Source organism: Streptomyces sp. NPDC051561, from assembly GCF_044454195.1.
Lineage (GTDB): Bacteria > Actinomycetota > Actinomycetes > Streptomycetales > Streptomycetaceae > Streptomyces.
In genome coordinates, this window is record NZ_JBITDM010000003.1 from 490,305 (window position 1) to 506,665 (window position 16,361).

14 protein-coding genes are annotated in these 16,361 nt (G+C 71.5%); 7 read left to right on the top strand and 7 right to left on the bottom strand.

Annotation, left to right across the window (positions count from 1 at the left end; genetic code table 11):
• Positions 1-71: 71 nt before the first annotated feature.
• Positions 72-1,358 (top strand): beta-ketoacyl-[acyl-carrier-protein] synthase family protein, encoded by a 1,287-nt coding sequence (locus tag ACIA73_RS10380; protein WP_399437927.1) that lies wholly within the window; start codon positions 72-74, stop codon positions 1,356-1,358.
• 101 nt (positions 1,359-1,459) lie between these two features.
• On the opposite strand, the gene ACIA73_RS10385 is transcribed toward ACIA73_RS10380, so the two are convergent.
• Entirely contained in the window at positions 1,460-1,954 is a 495-nt protein-coding gene (locus ACIA73_RS10385; RefSeq protein WP_399437928.1) for a DUF3145 domain-containing protein, read from the bottom strand.
• A 387-nt stretch (positions 1,955-2,341) separates the two neighbouring features.
• On the opposite strand from ACIA73_RS10385, the gene ACIA73_RS10390 reads away from it, so the two are divergent.
• Positions 2,342-3,256 (top strand): SGNH/GDSL hydrolase family protein, encoded by a 915-nt coding sequence (locus tag ACIA73_RS10390; protein WP_399437929.1) that lies wholly within the window; start codon positions 2,342-2,344, stop codon positions 3,254-3,256.
• 88 nt (positions 3,257-3,344) lie between these two features.
• On the opposite strand, the gene ACIA73_RS10395 is transcribed toward ACIA73_RS10390, so the two are convergent.
• Positions 3,345-5,807 carry a beta-glucosidase gene (locus ACIA73_RS10395; RefSeq protein WP_399437930.1) on the bottom strand — a complete coding sequence of 821 codons (2,463 nt, stop codon included), beginning with the start codon at positions 5,805-5,807 and terminating at the stop codon, positions 3,345-3,347.
• A 156-nt stretch (positions 5,808-5,963) separates the two neighbouring features.
• On the opposite strand from ACIA73_RS10395, the gene ACIA73_RS10400 reads away from it, so the two are divergent.
• A complete protein-coding gene (locus tag ACIA73_RS10400) occupies positions 5,964-6,542 on the top strand; it encodes a TetR/AcrR family transcriptional regulator (protein WP_399437931.1) in 579 nt (192 codons plus the stop codon).
• Positions 6,543-6,636: 94 nt separating this feature from the next.
• Positions 6,637-7,878 (top strand): pyroglutamyl peptidase, encoded by a 1,242-nt coding sequence (locus tag ACIA73_RS10405; protein ID WP_399437932.1) that lies wholly within the window; start codon positions 6,637-6,639, stop codon positions 7,876-7,878.
• 58 nt (positions 7,879-7,936) lie between these two features.
• Here ACIA73_RS10405 and ACIA73_RS10410 read toward each other — a convergent pair whose 3' ends face one another.
• The 3 genes from ACIA73_RS10410 to ACIA73_RS10420 form a co-directional block, all read right to left on the bottom strand.
• Positions 7,937-8,545: a LysE family transporter gene (locus ACIA73_RS10410; protein ID WP_399437933.1), complete on the bottom strand. Its 609-nt coding sequence runs from the start codon at positions 8,543-8,545 to the stop codon at positions 7,937-7,939.
• 105 nt (positions 8,546-8,650) lie between these two features.
• The gene (locus ACIA73_RS10415) at positions 8,651-9,436 is read right to left on the bottom strand and encodes an EI24 domain-containing protein (protein ID WP_399437935.1); all 786 of its coding nucleotides are present in this window, start codon (positions 9,434-9,436) and stop codon (positions 8,651-8,653) included.
• Between the two features lie 173 nt (positions 9,437-9,609).
• The gene (locus ACIA73_RS10420) at positions 9,610-10,023 is read right to left on the bottom strand and encodes a hypothetical protein (protein WP_399437936.1); all 414 of its coding nucleotides are present in this window, start codon (positions 10,021-10,023) and stop codon (positions 9,610-9,612) included.
• A 265-nt stretch (positions 10,024-10,288) separates the two neighbouring features.
• Between ACIA73_RS10420 and ACIA73_RS10425 the strand changes: the two genes are divergently transcribed.
• Positions 10,289-12,886: a M14 family zinc carboxypeptidase gene (locus tag ACIA73_RS10425; protein WP_399437937.1), complete on the top strand. Its 2,598-nt coding sequence runs from the start codon at positions 10,289-10,291 to the stop codon at positions 12,884-12,886.
• Positions 12,887-12,987: 101 nt separating this feature from the next.
• Here ACIA73_RS10425 and ACIA73_RS10430 read toward each other — a convergent pair whose 3' ends face one another.
• Positions 12,988-13,416, bottom strand: a complete 429-nt coding sequence (locus ACIA73_RS10430; RefSeq protein ID WP_399437939.1) for an organic hydroperoxide resistance protein — start codon at positions 13,414-13,416, stop codon at positions 12,988-12,990.
• A 75-nt stretch (positions 13,417-13,491) separates the two neighbouring features.
• Positions 13,492-14,514 carry an NADP-dependent oxidoreductase gene (locus tag ACIA73_RS10435; RefSeq protein ID WP_399437940.1) on the bottom strand — a complete coding sequence of 341 codons (1,023 nt, stop codon included), beginning with the start codon at positions 14,512-14,514 and terminating at the stop codon, positions 13,492-13,494.
• A 91-nt stretch (positions 14,515-14,605) separates the two neighbouring features.
• Between ACIA73_RS10435 and ACIA73_RS10440 the strand changes: the two genes are divergently transcribed.
• A complete protein-coding gene (locus tag ACIA73_RS10440) occupies positions 14,606-15,214 on the top strand; it encodes a hypothetical protein (protein ID WP_399438054.1) in 609 nt (202 codons plus the stop codon).
• Between the two features lie 88 nt (positions 15,215-15,302).
• Positions 15,303-16,340, top strand: coding sequence for a rod shape-determining protein (locus tag ACIA73_RS10445; RefSeq protein WP_399437941.1), 1,038 nt, complete (start codon positions 15,303-15,305; stop codon positions 16,338-16,340).
• Positions 16,341-16,361: the final 21 nt, after the last annotated feature.

A 16,361-nucleotide genomic window follows, 5' to 3' on the forward strand; every position in this document is an offset into this window, starting at 1 on the left:
CGCTCTGTGTCGCCACCCGGCGGTGGCGCCGTGAAAAAACTTCCCCCTCTACACGTGGAGAAAGAATTCCTGTGAGCCCGACCAATCGCACCGTGGTCGTCACCGGTATCGGCGCAACAACACCGCTGGGTGGCGACGCCGCATCGACCTGGGAAGGTCTGCTGGCCGGCCGGTCCGGCGTACGCCCCCTGGAGGGCGAGCGCTTCGCCGAGCTGCCGGTACGGATCGCGGCCCAGGCGGCCGTGGACCCGTCCGAGGTGCTGCCGCGCCCGCTGGCCCGCAAGCTGGACCGCTCCGCGCAGTTCGCGGTCATCGCGGCCCGCGAGGCCTGGGCCGACGCGGGTTTCACCGCCAAGGCGGGTGAGGACACCGCCCCTGACGGAACCGCGGTGATCGCGCCCGAGCGCCTCGGCACCGTGATCGCCTCCGGCATCGGCGGCATCACCACCCTGCTCGACCAGTACGACGTGCTCAAGGAGAAGGGCGTACGCCGCGTCTCCCCGCACACCGTCCCCATGCTCATGCCCAACGGCCCGTCCGCCAACGTCGGCCTGGAGATGGGCGCCCGCGCGGGCGTGCACTCCATGGTCAGCGCCTGCGCGTCCGGCGCCGAGGCGGTCGGCTACGCGATCGAGATGATCCGCTCCGGCCGCGCCGACGTCGTCATCGCCGGCGGTACGGAAGCGACGATCCACCCGCTGCCGATCGCCGCGTTCGCCAACATGATGGCGATGTCGAAGAACAACGACGAGCCCGAGCGTGCCTCGCGCCCCTACGACACCGCCCGCGACGGCTTCGTCCTCGGTGAGGGCGCCGGCATCGTCGTCCTGGAGTCGGCCGAGCACGCGGCAGCCCGCGGCGCCAAGGTCTACTGCGAGGCCATCGGCCAGGGCCTGTCCTCGGACGCGCACCACATCGCGCAGCCCGAGCCGACCGGCCGCGGCATCGCCGCCGCTCTCCAGCAGCTGCTGGACGCCACGGGTCTCGCCCCGTCCGAGATCGTGCACCTCAACGCGCACGCCACGTCCACCCCGCAGGGTGACGTCGCGGAGATCAAGGCGCTCCGCAAGGTCCTGGGCGACGACCTCGACCACGTGGCGGTATCCGCCACCAAGTCGATGACCGGCCACCTGCTGGGCGGTGCCGGCGGCATCGAGACGGTCGCCACCGTGCTGGCCCTGCACCACCGGACGGCCCCGCCGACCATCAACGTCGACGACCTCGACCCGGAGGCGGCGGAGGCGGACATCGTCCGCGACAAGCCGCGCGCCCTGCCGGCCGAGGGCACCATCGCCGCGATCAACAACTCGTTCGGCTTCGGTGGCCACAACGTGGTGCTGGCCTTCCGCACGGCCTGATCCTCCCGGCCGTCCGGTCCTGCCGCACGTACGCCGAAGGCCCGCCCCCACATTCCGGGGCGGGCCTTCGGCGTACCTGACCGGACCCCGGACGCGGGCCCTCAGACGACCTGGTGCAGCCAGCGGACCGGGGCGCCCTCACCGGCGTACCGGAAGGGCTCCAGTTCGTCGTCCCACGGCTTGCCGAGCAGGCGGGAGATCTCGGACTCCAGGTGGCTCTCGCCGCGCACCGAGCGGGCGAGTGCCGCGCGCAGCCGGTCCTCGGGGATGAGGATGTCGCCGTGCATGCCGGTGACCGCGTGGAAGATGCCGAGCGCCGGGGTGGAGCTGTAGCGCTCGCCCTCGGCGGTGGGACAGGGCTCGGCGGTCACCTCGAAGCGGAGCATGTCCCAGCCGCGCAGGGCGGAGGCGAGCTTGGACGCCGTGCCCGCCTTGGCCTGCCAGGAGAACTCGCTTCTCCAGGTACCGGGCGCGGCCGGCTGTCTGATCCAGTCGAGAGAGACTCGCACGCCCAGCACGGAACCCACCGCCCACTCCACGTGGGGGCACATCGCGCGCGGTGCGGAGTGGACGTAGAGAACTCCACGTGTCGTCACCGGGACCTCCTGCTGTGTGGGTCGAGGTTCGCCTTCACCAGCGGCCTCGCGCTCCCTGACCATGCGAATCGCGGTGAATCGCCCGGCCGGCTCCCGAGGTTGTCAACAGTAAACAGCATCGGGAGAGAATCTCCCGAAAAGGGACAGTATGTGACGTCAGGTAATTTACCGGTACGGGAGGGACGGCGGACCCAGTGGTGTGGCCACCGGGGCGCTGCGGTGACGTCGTGGGGAAAAGCTACCGTGCGGCGTGCGCCGGAGTGTGACGTACTGTCGGTCCGGGGGCAGGGAAATACCGGGGTCTCCGGGGTTTCCCGGGCTTCCGGCCCATTTCCGGAGGCTTTTGACGGCCAGGAAGCACCCCGGCGCGCGGAGGGAAGCACAAGGATGCGGGACAGCAGGAGGGGCGCACGGCGGGCCGTGACCACTTCACTGGCGGCCGCCGCCCTGCTCGCGGTCGCCGGATGCTCGGGCGGTGGGGCCGAGGGCAGTCCTTCCGGTACGGGGGCGGGGGCCGGGCAGCGGCCGGGCGCGAGCCCCACGCCGAAACCAACCCCCACGTGGGACCGTTCGCCGTCCTCGCTCGTTGCCGTCGGCGATTCGATAACACGCGGGTTCGACGCCTGTTCGGTACTGGCCGACTGTCCGGAGGCGTCCTGGGCGACCGGTACGGACGCGGCCGTGAACAGTCTGGCCCGGCGGCTGCTGGGGCCCGCGGGGGCCACGGAGCGCAGTTGGAACCTGGCGGTGTCGGGCTCCCGCATCGCGGACCTGCCCCGGCAGATGTCCCGGGCCGTCGAGCACAAGCCGGCGCTGGTCACGGTGATGACCGGGGCGAACGACGCCTGCCGCGACAGCGTGGACCGGATGACTCCGGTCGCCGACTTCCGCGCCTCCTTCGAGAAGGCCCTGCGCACGCTGCGGGACGACCTGCCGAAGACCCAGGTGTATGTGGCGAGCGTGCCGGACCTCAAGCGGCTGTGGTCGCAGGGGCGGGGCAATCCGCTCGGCAAGCAGGTGTGGAAGCTGGGCGTGTGCCCGTCGATGCTGGGCGACGCGGACGCGATGGACCAGCGGGCGATGACCCGCAGGGACACGGTGCGCGAGCGGGTGGTGGCGTACAACGAGGCGCTGCGGGAGGTGTGCGCGAAGGACAAGTGGTGCCGGTACGACGGCGGGGCGGTCTTCCGGTACGCCTTCACCGGGGTGCAGTTGAGCCAGTGGGACTGGTTCCACCCGAGCGTGGACGGGCAGGGGCGGCTGGCGGAGATGGCGTACCGGGGAATCACTCGGGCGCGGTAGCCGGCGCCCGGGAGGCGCGGGCGTGGTGGCCGGCACCGGGGAGGCGCGGGGTCCGCGAGGATCCCGCCCCTCCCCTCTTGCCCGGTGCTCAGGCGCGGGCCTCCAGCGTGGCGCTCACGCGGCGGTCGGCGATCGAGCGGCCGGCCCCGACCTCGTACGAGCCCTCGACGAGGGACCAGGCGTTGGCCGCCTCGTCCCAGATCTCGAAGGCGCGGCGCGGGAGCTCGACGGTCACCTCGGTGCTCTCCCCGGCGGCGACCTGCACGCTCGCGAATCCGGCCAGCCAGCGCAGCGGGCGCTCCACCGTGTCGGCGATCGGGGCCAGGTAGACCTGGACGACCTCGCGGCCGGTGCGCTCACCGGTGTTGCGGATGCGGACGGTGGCCGTCGTGCCGTCCAGGGTCAGCGACTCGTACTCCCAGGTGGTGTAGCCCAGGCCGTGGCCGAAGGCGTACGCCGGGGCGACATGGGACTTGTCCCAGGCGCGGTAGCCGATGAACACGCCCTCGGTGTAGTGGAGTTGGCCGTCGGTGGGGGTGACCTCGGTGACGGGGGCGTCCGCGAAGGCGACCGGCCAGGTGGTGGGCAGCCGTCCGCCCGGTTCCTCGGTGCCGAGCAGGACGTCGGCGAGGGCGGCGCCGCCCTCCTGGCCGGGGAACCAGCTGAAGAGGACCGCGGAGACCTCGTCGCGCCAGGGCAGCTCGACCGGCGAGCCGGAGTTGACGATGACGACGGTGCGGGAGTTGACCGCGGCGACCGCGCGGACCAGGTCGTTCTGGCGGCCCGGGAGTTCCAGGTCCTTGCGGTCGAAGCCCTCGGACTCGACGCGGTCGGTGGTGGCGACCACGACGACGGCTGCGTCCGCGTCACGGGCGGCCTCGACGGCCTGGGCGATCAGCGCGTCCTCGTCGAGCTGCGGGCCGAGGTGGGTGAAGGAGAACATGATCGCCGTGAGGGGCGAGCCGGTGTTCTTCAGGACGGTATGGCGCAGCGAGACGGTGATGGTCTCACCCTCGGCGAGGGTGCGGCGGCCGCGTTCGGTCGGGGCGCCGAAGAACGCCTCGAAGGGGTCGGCGGCGGCGGACATGCCCTGGACGTCGTCGTGGACGACCTCGCCGGCGAGGGTCATCGCGAAGTGGCCGATGCCCCGGGTGCCGAAGGCGTGCTCGCCGGCCTCGCGGGCGGTGAAGGTGCCGATGACCTCGACGCTGTGCAGCGCCTCGTGGGTGACGCCGTCCGGGAGGTCGTCGCCGATCCACTGGACCTGACCGTTGGGCAGCGAGCCCTCGCCGAGCACGTTGTCGTGCTCGTCGCGGCAGATGGCGCGGAGCTCGAACCCCTTGTCGGCGACGGTGAGTTCGTCGCTCGGGTCGGCGCCGACGGCGTACGAGACGGTGCCCTCGGGCAGTGCGTGCAGGAGGCCGTCGAGCGGGGCGACGACACGCTCGGGGAAGACGGTGGCGGAGCCTCCGCCCAGGACGCGGGCGTCGCGGGCGGCGGCGCCGCTGAGGGCGACCTTGCGGAGGGCGGAGGCGTCCAGCGGCAGGGCGGCGTTGTCGTTCTTGACCAGGACGAAGCCGCGGCGGGCGATCTCGCGGGCCAGGGCCTGGCCGTCGAGGGCGGCGGGCAGGTCGGTGACGACGGCGGGGGCGCCTTCGAGGATGCCGACGCGGGCGGCGAGCCGGAGCACGTTGCGCACCGCGTCGTCGACCAGCGACTCCTCGACGTCACCGGCGCGGACGGCCCCGGCGAGGGACTCGCCGTAGACGGTCCGCGGTCCGGGCATCGCCACGTCCATGCCGCCCTCGATGTCGCCCCTGGTGGAGCGGGCGGCCATCCAGTCGGAGACGTTGAAGCCGTCGAAGCCCCACTCGCCGCGCAGCACCTCGTTCACCAGGTAGCGGTGCTCGGTCATGGTGGTGCCGTTGACCTGGTTGTAGGCGGTCATGATGCCCCACGGGTGGGCGTTCTTGACGATGGCCTCGAAGGGGGCCAGGTAGAGCTCGCGCAGCGGGCGCGGGGCGATGACGCTGTCGACGGTGAAGCGGTCGGTCTCCGCGTCGTTGCCCACGAAGTGCTTGACGGTGGTGCCCACGCCGCCGTCCTGGACGCCGCTGACGTAGCCGGAGCCGATCTCACCGGTGAGGTAGGGGTCCTCGGAGTAGCACTCGAAGTGGCGGCCGCCGAGCGGCGAGCGGTGCAGGTTGACGGTGGGGGCGAGCAGGACGTGCACGTTCTTGCGGCGGGCCTCCTGGGCGAGCAGCCGGCCGGCCCGGCGGGCGAGCTCCGGGTCCCAGGTGGCGGCGAGCGCGGTCGGCGAGGGCAGTGCGATCGATGGGTCGTCGGCGGTCCAGCGGACGCCGCGGACGCCGATCGGGCCGTCCGACATCACCAGCGACTTCAGGCCGATCCCGGGGAGCGCGGGCAGCGTCCACATGTCCTGGCCGGCCAGCAGCCCGGCCTTCGCGTCGAGGTCGAGCTTGCCGAGTGCCGCCTCGACGGCCTGCTCGCGAAGCTGCTCATGGTGCTGGGTGGTGGGCTCGCCTGCCACGGCCGTACCTCCTCGTTGAGATCTGGTGTTGCCCCCATGGTTACTCGCATTACCTGTAATTCGGTAGGCTTCGTAATCCATTCGTGACTTTTGGACATGGCGTACCGTCCTGACCAGCAAGATCACGGGACTCATCGGGTGAGGGGTGCGACGCGGATGGCCAGAGCCAGGAGCGAGGAGCGGCGCGGGGAGATCCTGCGGGCCGCCTTCGAGGTGATCGCCGAGCGCGGCTACCGGGGAGCGTCGCTGGCCTCGGTCGCCGAGCGCGTGAACCTCACCCAGCAGGGCCTGCTGCACTACTTCCCCACCAAGGAGGCACTGCTGGTCGCCGTGCTGGAGGAACGCGACCAGTGGGACACCGGCGGGGCGGGTCTGAGCGCCGCCTCCTACCGGCTGGACCTCCTCGAATCGCTGGTCGAGTACAACGCGATGCGCCCCGGAGTCGTCCAGACCTTCTCCGCCCTCCTCGGCGAGAGCGTCACCGACGAACACCCCGCCACGGACTTCTTCACCCATCGCTACGCCGCTGTCCGCACGGGCATGGCGCTGGCCCTGCGCGCCGAGTTCGGCCCCCGTCTCCCCGGCGGCCTGACCCCGGAACAGGCGGCTCCGCTGCTGGTGGCGGTGCTGGACGGTTTGCAGTTCCAGTGGCTGCACGACCCGGACTCGGTGGACATGCCGGAGGCGTTCAGGAACTTTCTGGGGCTGCTGCGGGGTGGCGGGGCCGAGGGCTGAGACCCCGGACCCCCTTTCGCACCGTGCGGCGCTCTTCGATACTGGGGGCGCTTCCGTCCCGGAAGCCTCAGGTCTTCCCAGGGAAGGACGCGTTGTGCGACGTCTCGGTGTGTTGGCGGTAGCGGTGCTGGTCGGGGCGGGCGTGGTGACGACGGCGGGGCCCGCGCCGGCCCAGGTGCGGGGCGCGGCGGCGCCGACCGTCGAGGAGGCGCGGCTCGACAAGGGGGTGCCGCGGGAGATCCTGCGGCGCAGCGGATTCGCCTCCGTGGGGCCGGAGTTCGCGAAGGCGCTGCGCGAGGCCGGGTCGTACCGGGAGGCCGAGCGGGTGGTGGTGCGGCACGGGGAGCGGGTGTGGCGCAAGGCCGTGGACCGGGTGCAGGGGCGGGGGCCCGCCGGGGGCGACCTGGACCGGGCCGACGACCGGCCGCTGTACTGGGCCCGGTTGGCGATGACCCGGGAACTGCGCGGCTGGCAGCCGGAGTTCGAGATGACGGACGGCGCGAGGGCGGCGCTGGCCGAGCGGCTGGAGCGGGGCTCGCGGGGCCAGGAGGACCTGCGGATCCCGGAGCGGCGGGGGCACTCGGGCGGGGTCGGGCGGGTGCTGATGACCGGGTTCGATCCCTTCACGCTGGACCGGGACATCCGGATCGGGAATCCGTCCGGGGCGACCGCGCTGGCCCTGGACGGCACCGAGATCCGCACCGCCGACGGCCGCCGGGTGCGCGTCGAGACCGCCGTCTTCCCGGTCCGCTGGGACGACTTCGCGGCAGGCACCGTCGAGCGTGCGCTGCGCGCCAAACTGCCCTACGTCGACGCCTTCACGACGGTCAGCCAGGGGCGGGCCGGGCGGATCGACATCGAGCGCACCAACGGGGCCTGGCGGGGCGGGTTCGGCGACAACCTCAATGTGGGCCGCACCGGCCCGGTACCGGTCAAGGACCCCGCTTCGCAGCCGCAGTGGACGAAGACCTCACTGCCGTACGCGAAGATCGTGGCGGCGGGCACGGGGCGCTTCCCGGTGTACGACAACACCTCGGTGACCGAGGTCCCGGCGGGCGGGAAGGACCCGGTGGTACGCCCCGACGGCCCGACCCCCGGGTCGCAGGCGCGCGCCGGGGGCGGCGGGGACTACCTCTCCAACGAGATCGCCTACCGGGCGACCCTGCTCCGGGACCGGCTCGGGCTGAGGATCCCGGGCGGGCATGTGCACACCCCGGTGCTGGAGTTCGACCACGCGAACACCACGGAGATCAGCGACCCGGTGTACGTGAAGAACCGGGCGGACATCGTGGCGCAGGTGCGGGAGGTCATCCGGATCGCGGCCGCCGGGAAGTAGCCCGCGACCGCCGGGAAGCAGTCACGGCCACTGAGTGGCAGCGGGAGGCGGCAGCAGGTCAGCGGGCCAGGCCCAGGGTGACGCCGAGGCCGACCAGGACCGAGCCGATGCCCCGGTTGAGGGCCTTCTGCCGGCGGAGCATCGCGGCGCGCAGCCGGCCGTCCGAGAAGAACAGGGCGACCAGTGCGAACCAGCCGAAGTGCGCCGCCGACATGAAGAGCCCGTACCCGGCCTGCTGCCACACCGCCGTGTCCGGGCCGACGACCTGGGTGAAGGTGGAGACGACGAAGAGGGTCGTCTTGGGGTTGAGGACATTGGTGAGGAAGCCGGCCCGCATCGCGGCCGGCGGGGTCAGCTCGCGCTTGCCTTCGAGGTCCACGGCGAGTTCGGCGCGGGCGAAGAAGGTGCGCACGCCGATGTACACCAGATAGGCCGCGCCGAGCAGCTTGATCACGGTGAAGAGGGCGGTGGAGGAGGCGATCAGGAGGCCGACGCCGAGCATCGTGTACGTGACGTGCACCAGGACGCCGGCGGCCACGCCCGCCGCGCCGAAAAGGCCGGTGGTGCGGCCGTAGAGGTAGCTGTTACGGACCACCATCGCGAAGTCGGCGCCGGGACTGATGACGGCGAGGACGGTGATCAGGGCTACCGCCAGGAGTTCGGTCATGGGGGCGATACTCGCCCCAACGCCGTTGCGGATCAAGGGACTTCCGGGGTGAGTCAACCGACCTCGTACGCCGCGTGCACGTACGAGGCCGGGGTGTGACGCCGCTCAGGCACCCAGGGCGGGCGCCTCCTCCTCGTCGTCCACCGAAGGCTCCTCCAGCAGGTCCCGAGCCATCAGCGTCGCTCCCGCCACCGCCCCCGGCATCAGGAAGACCGCCACGAACGGCACCAGGAAGGCGAGCGTCAGCGGCACGCCGAAGCCGAGGATCAGGGAGCGGCGGCCGCGCAGCAGCGCCAGGCGTTCCTTGAACTCGATGCCGCGCCGCTGAAGGGCGACGGCGGTCAGCTCCTCGGCGAGGAAGAAACCGGAGACGCAGAAGCCGAGGACCGGGACGACGGTCTGGCCGATGACCGGGATGAAGCCGCAGGCGAAGAGCAGAATGCCGAACATCAGCACCCGCAGCAGGACCCGCACACTGTCCCTGGCGGAGATCCACAGCTCGCGCATCAGCGGGAGACCGGACTCGGGCGCCGTGCCGTCCGGCGACCTGGAGCGGTCGACGCGCTCGGACAGTGCCTCGTAGAAGGGCTGCCCCACCAGGAGGGTTACGGCGGTGAAGGTGATCACCGCGACGAAGAGCGCCAGCGCGAACAGCACCACCCGCAGCAGACCCCGGAAGAGGGTCAGCCAGGTCTCGCCCCACCCGTCGGCGAACGGCGTCGCCCAGGCCACGAAGTCACCCGACCACGTCACCAGGCCGATCAGCGCGGCGACATAGAGAACGAGGGTGACCAGGCCGGGCAGCAGCCCGAGACCGTAGTTGCGCCCGTTCTGCGCCATCCATCGCTGGCCCTTCGCCAAGTACTTGAAACCTGCCCCGAGATCACTCATGGCCACAGCCTATGGGTGGGCTCGCGGGGGACGGTCGGGCGGCCGGGCGCCAAGACCTGGCCGGGCCGCAAGGGGTGGCCGGGAACCCGCTGCCGGGCCTCGGCGCGCTCACACCGAGGCCCGGGCCGAACCGCCCGGGGCGAAAGCCTCCCCGAGCGGTCGGTCCGGCCGGGTCAGAAGGCCTGGCCGCAGGTGTAGGAGTTGGAGTAGAGGAAGTCGCCCACGCAGACGCGGGACTTGTAGGCGTGGTCGTCGTAGTACCAGGCGGTGTAGTCCGCGGCGTAGTGGTCGCCGCTCACCTTGACCCAGCCGTTGCCGTTGGAGCGCTGGAGCCAACCGACGCAGTCCTGGTTCCTGGTGCTGAGGCCCATTCCGACGAACTGCCCTCGTGCGAACTGACGCTGATCCGAGGTGCGGATGCCCAGCTGGAGCTTGGCGTAGCAGCCGTGGAACTCGGCCTTGCCGCCCACGGGAACCACCGAGACGTTGATGGTGTCGGCGTGCGCGCTGGACACCACACCCAGAGTGAGGGCGGCGGTGGCGCCGAGCACGGCCAGCGGACGGAGGACCTGACGAAGCCTGGACATGTGAAATCGCCTTTGTGAGACGGGAGTTGGTTTCGGGTGAGACCAGAGGGAAAGTAGCTTTCGCCGACGGAGCGGGGGAATCGGCCGAAGGTCTGGGGGGATCGGCCGAAGGTCTGAAGGAATGGTCCGAAGGTCTGAAGACACCTTGGGCCCCCTGCGATACGGCAGACCCTTCAGGCTCCAACTCCCCCTTGTGCAACGGGTGGTGGGGCGATAGACCTTCGCGTACCAGTCCCCCGCCCCAGCACCGGAGGTAGGCACACGCATGGGCCCCACCAGAACCCGCACCCGCGGACCCCTCCTCGCCGGTGTCGCCGCACTCACCGGGGCGGTACTGCTCGCCCCCGCACAGGCGAACGCCCGGCCCGCCCCTCAGGAGCCGCCGCCCACGCGCGAAGGGGTCTCCTCCGCAGCGGAGTTGAGAGGGCCGGCCGCCGGGATTCCGGCCGCCCGCACCCTCGCCCCCGCCGGCACGGGGACCGGCACCGAGGCCCTCGCCCCGCGCCGGCACACCGGCTACCCCCGCCGTACCGCCCTCCCCGTGCCCGCGCCCAACCCCGCCGACAAGTCCCTCAAGCTGGGCCTCACCCCGTACCACGCGCTCGCCCCCAGGCTGAACCAGCTCCAGAACCTGGGCGAGCGGGTGAGCGTCGAGATCGCGGGGAAGTCGGCCGGCGGCCATGACCTCTATCTGGTCACCGTGACCGCACCGGAGAGCGCGGGGCAGGCGCGCGAGCAGGAGCGGATGCGGGAGAAGATCGAGAACGCGCCCGCCCCGGCCGCCGGGGACCGGCGGATCAAGGAGACGTACAAGACCCCCGTCTTCATCAACAACAACATCCACGGCAACGAGTGGGAGGGGACGGACGCGTCCCTGAAGCTGATCGAGGAGCTGGCGACGGCGAACGACGCCAGGACCGCCGCACTCCTCTCCCAGAACCGCATCTACATCAACGTCACCGCCAACCCCGACGGCCGGATAGCGGGCACCCGGCCGAACGCCAACGGCTTCGACATCAACCGGGACTTCATCACCGCCACCCAGCCCGAGGCGCGCGCGATCCGCCGGATCGCCATCGACAAGCAGCCCGCCGTGATGCTCGACATGCACGGCTATGTGAACGGCACGCTGATCGAGCCGACCACCCCGCCGCACGGCGAGAACTACGAGTACGACCTCTTCCTGAAGAACTCCTACGCCAACGCGCTGGGCATGGAGAAGGCCGTCAACGGGCTCGGCTACACACCCGCCGGGGACGGCGTGGACCCGGCGGTCATCCCCTTCCGGGACCAGCAGGAGGGCTGGGACGACTGGCCGCCCATCTTCACCCCGCAGTACATGCCGTTCCAGGGGGCGGTCGCCGCGCACACCATCGAGATCCCGTTGCAGGTCAACAACGAGGAGTACGACACCCAGCCGGTCGCCGAGCTGCGGCGCAGGTCCGCGATCAACACGGACATCGCGGGTGCGGCCATCAGGGCCTCCCTCAACTACACCGCGCAGCACCGCACTTCGTTGATCGCCGACCAGATCGAGACCTTCCGGCGGGGTGCGGCGGGCGCGGCCCAGATCCCGGTCTCGGAGGAGACCGTGCCGGGGGTTGACGGCATCGGCCCGGAGGACGTCTACACGACCGACTTCCCGCGCGCCTACGTCATCCCGGCGGGCTCCGGCTCCCGGCAGCGTTCGGACGTGGCGGCGGCCAGGCTGGTCGATCATCTGGTGGCCAACGACGTACGGGTGGAGCGAGCGCTGCGCCCCTTCGGGCTCGGCGGCAGGAGCTACCCGGCGGGGTCGTACGTCGTCGACATGCGTCAGCCCAAGCGGGGCCTCGCCAATGTGATCCTGGCCGAGGGGCGTGACATCAGCCAGGACGTCTCCGCGATGTACGACATCTCCGGGTGGAGCCTGGGGCTGCTGTGGGGTGCGAGCGTCGACAAGGTGCGGGAGGGACGGCTGGATGTGCCGAGGCGTACGGTGCATGCCGCTTCCCCGACCGGCTACGTCGCTCCCCGGGGCGATCTGCGGCTGCGGCTCGACGATCCCAAGGAGGTCGCCGCCCTCAACTCCCTGCTCGCGGACGGGGTGAAGGTGCGGCGGGCCGCCGACGGGTCGGCCGTGGTGCCGGGTCCGGCGCGTGGGAAGGCGGCCCGGCTGGCGGATCGCCTCGGGGTGGCCTTCCACAGCACCCGTACCCAGGGCGTGCGGCCATTCACCGCGACCCGGGTGGCTGCGGCGGTGACTCCGGGCGAGCTGTTCTCGCTGCGGGAGATGGGCTTCGCGGTGACGCCCGTGTCGACGGACGTGCTCAACAAGGGCTTCGACTGGAAGTCGGTCGACACCCTGTACGTCTCGGCGCCGCTGGCGTACGGAAAGCTGAACCCGGCGGCGAAGGCGGGCCTGGACGGCTTCCTGGCGTCCGGGCACGGTCTGGTCGGGCTCGGTGAGGCCGGAGCGAAGCTCAACACGGACACCGCGCTGATCACCGCGACGGCGGTGCGGGGCAACGGGGACGCCAACGGTGTGGTCCGGGTGGACAGTTCGGGCACCAGCCCGGTGACCGCCGGGGCGCCCGCGCACACCTTCGTCTTCTCGCCGATGTGGTTCACCGGCCTCGGCGAGAGGGTGCGCACCGACCAGTCGTACGGGAAGGGCGCCAACCCGCTCGTCTCCGGGCACTGGCGGGCGAACGAGGACGGCAGCGGTGGCCCGAAGGACGCGGCCGGTCAGGCCGCGATCGTCTCCGGTACGTCGGCGCGGGGCGCGCAGGTGGTGCTGTTCGGCACCCAGCCGCTGTTCCGCGCACACCCCAAGGGCGAGTTCGCGCAGATCGCGCGGGCGCTGTACGCCACGGCCGGGTAGAGGTGCGGATGGCCCGCACAGCAGCAGGGGCCGCCCCGGATCACTCCGGGGCGGCCCCTGCGCCGTACGCTCAGGACATCAGGCGCCGTACGCCCAGGACATCAGGCGGCCGAGACCTCGACCTTGATGTTGCCGCGCGTGGCGTTGGAGTACGGGCACACCTGGTGCGCCTTCTCCACCAGGGACTGGGCGGTGGCCGCGTCCACGTTCGGGATGGTGGCCTTCAGGGAGACCTCCAGGCCGAAGCCGCCGGCCTCGTTCTGGCCGATGCCGACCTCGGCGGTCACCGTGGAGCCGGAGATGTCGACGTTCTCCTTGCGGGCGACGACACCGAGCGCACCCTGGAAGCAGGCGCTGTAGCCGGCGGCGAAGAGCTGCTCCGGGTTGGTGCCGGCGCCGCTGCCGCCCATTTCCTTCGGCGGGTTGACGACCACGTCGAGCCGGCCGTCGTCGGTGGAGACGCGGCCGTCACGGCCGTTCTCGGCGGTGGCGACGGCGGTGTACTTGACGTCGATCTTCTGAATGGTCATACGGGTGGGTCCTCCTGCTTGGTTCGCCGCGACTCGCGCCCACGGATCGCGGCGGCTGTGGACGAGCCTATCCGGTCAGGCGGGGAGAGAAACGATCATCTTTCCGGTGTTCGCGCCGCGCAGCATGCCGAGGAACGCCTCGACGTTGTTCTCCAGGCCCTCGACGACGGTCTCGGAGTACTTGAGCTCGCCGGAGCGGATCCAGCCGGAGACCTCTTCGACGAACTGCTTCTTCAGGCCGGCGTGGTCGCCGACCAGGATGCCGGTCAGGCGCAGCCGCTTGCCGATGACCAGCATCATGTTGCGCGGGCCGGGGGTCGGCTCGGTCTCGTTGTAGCCGGAGATGGCGCCGCAGAGGGTGGCGCGGCCGTGCACGTTGAGGGACCCGATCGCCGCTTCGAGGTGCTCGCCGCCCACGTTGTCGAAGTAGACGTCGATGCCGTCCGGAGCCGCCTCGCGCAGCTGCCTCGCGACCGGGGCCTCGTCCTTGTAGTTGAACGCGGCGTCGAAGCCGTACTCCTCGGTGAGCAGCTTGATCTTGTCGGCGGAGCCCGCCGAGCCGACCACCCGCGAGGCGCCCTTGAGCTTGGCCATCTGGCCGACCTGGCTGCCGACCGCACCGGCCGCGCCGGAGACGAAGACCGCGTCGCCCTCCTTGAAGGACGCCACCTCGAAGAGACCGGCGTAGGCGGTCAGCCCCGGCATGCCGAGGACGCCGAGGTAGGTGGAGAGCGGGGCGAGCTCGGCGCTGACCTTGGTGGCGTACGAGGCGTTCACGTCGGCGACGTCGCGCCAGCCCTGGTCGTGCAGGACGTGGTCGCCGACCGAGAAGCGCTCGTCGTTCGAGGCGATGACCTCGCCGACCGCGCCGCCGGTCATCGGCTTGTCGAGCTCGAAGGCGGGAACGTACGACTTCACGTCGTTCATCCGGCCGCGCATGTAAGGGTCGACGGAGAGGTGCAGGTTGCGGACCAGGATCCGGCCCTCTGCCGGTGCGCTCACCGGGAACTCGACCAGGGCGAAGTCCTCCGGGACGGGCCAGCCGTTCGGACGGCGGACGAGGTGCCAGGCGTGGCCGGTGGTGGGGAGAGTGGTCATGGGATGCGGCCTCCGGGTCGACAACAAACAACTTTACGATCTGAATGAACCTTGCACCTCAATGTTTGAGATTGTCAAGTAAGTGAGGTGGATGATGGCGGGAACGTCGGGGCCCCAGGGATCTCCGGGCCCTCTCGGTCCGAGGGAGTTCCAGCTGGTGCTGCTGCGCCGGCTGGCCGACTTCCAGCCGGACCTGGCCCAGGACGCCCGGATCTCGATGGGGGTGAGCCTCACCGCGATGCGGGACGTCAATCGCCGCTGGCAGGCCATGGTGCGCTCACCGAGGGCGCGGGGCGCGGCGGAGCGCTACCTCTCGGTGCTCGGGCCGCCGGAATCAGTCGTACGGCGGCAGATCGGCGACCTGGAGTGCGAGGCACTGCTGTGGCCGGTGCCGCTCTGGCCGGACCTGCGGTTCGAGGCGATGCGCGGGCCCGACGGGCGGGTGTGGAACGAGTGGCTGGTGCGGGCGCCGGGCGCCCCGGGCCCGGTGCTCGAAACCGCTGACGACCTGCGGCCCTGGTCGGCGACGGTGGACGAGGTGGCGCGGGCCTTCGGACCGGTACGGATGCGGGACAGCGGGACCCCGCACCGGTCGCGTCTGGAGGTGACGCTGCCGGGCGGGGAGCGGCGGGTGGCAGAGTTCACCTGGGGGCTGCTGGACGGTCTCTCCGCCGCCCGGCCGGAGGGGGAAGCCCCGTAGCCCCGCTTTCTGGCACTGCGTCAGCTCCATTGCCCCGTGCGGCTCATCCCAGCGCGCGCCCGCTCTGCGCGCGGCGCACGATGCCACTATGACCGTCAGCCTTGAGCAGTTGCGCCGTTGCCATGTCGCCGTCGATCTGGGTGCCTCCAGGACACGGGTGTTCGTGAAGGGGCTCGGCCTCGTGGTCGACGAGCCGAGCTGTGTCGCCGTCAACACCCGCACCGGGGCGCTCATCGCGGTCGGCGCGTTCGCGGAGCAGATGACCGGACGCACCCCCGACTACATCAGGGTGGTGCGCCCCGTCACCGGCGGCACCGTCGTCGACATCGAGATGGCCCGGCGGATGCTCCAGCAGCTCCTCGGCGACAAGCTGCGCCGCCAGCTGCGCCGCAAGCCGAGGCTGCGGGCCGCCGCCAGCACCCCGCACGACGCGGACCCGCTCGCCCAGCGCGCCACCGTCGAGACCCTGGTGGGCATCGGGGCCCGCCGGGTGGAACTGGTGGACACGCTGATCGCGGCGGCCGTCGGCTGCGGGCTGCCGGTCGAGCAGCCGTCCGCCACGATGATCATGGTGTGCGGGGCGGCGACCACCCAGATCGCGGTCCTCTCGATCGGCTCGATCGTGGCGGCGGAGCGGATTCCGGTCGGCGGCAACGCCATCGACCACGCGGTCATCCAGCATCTGCGCCAGGCCCACGAGCTGATGCTTCCCTCGCAGTCGGTACGTCCGCTCCAGCTCGCCCTCAGCGGGACGGGGCTCGCGGCGGGCGGCCCGGCCTCCACCGAGATCCACGGCCGGGACGTGGCGACCGGTCTCGCCCGTTCGGTACTGGTCGACACCGCCGCGGTGCGCCGCGCCATCCACACCCCGCTGACCGCCGTCGTCGACGGCATCGGCAAGATCCTGCGCAACTGCCCGCCCGATCTGGTCTCCGACCTGGCGGAATGCGGAATCATGATGGTCGGCGGCAGCGCCCTGCTGCCCGGCCTGGACCAGATGCTGCGGGACGCCACCGGAATGCCGGTGCAGATCGCGGAACGCCCCGACGTGTGCGGGGTGCTGGGACTCGGGGCGATGCTGGAGGGGCGGATCTCGCCGATGGCGCTGGACCCGATGGCCGACTGAGGGGCCGGCTCCGGTTAGGGC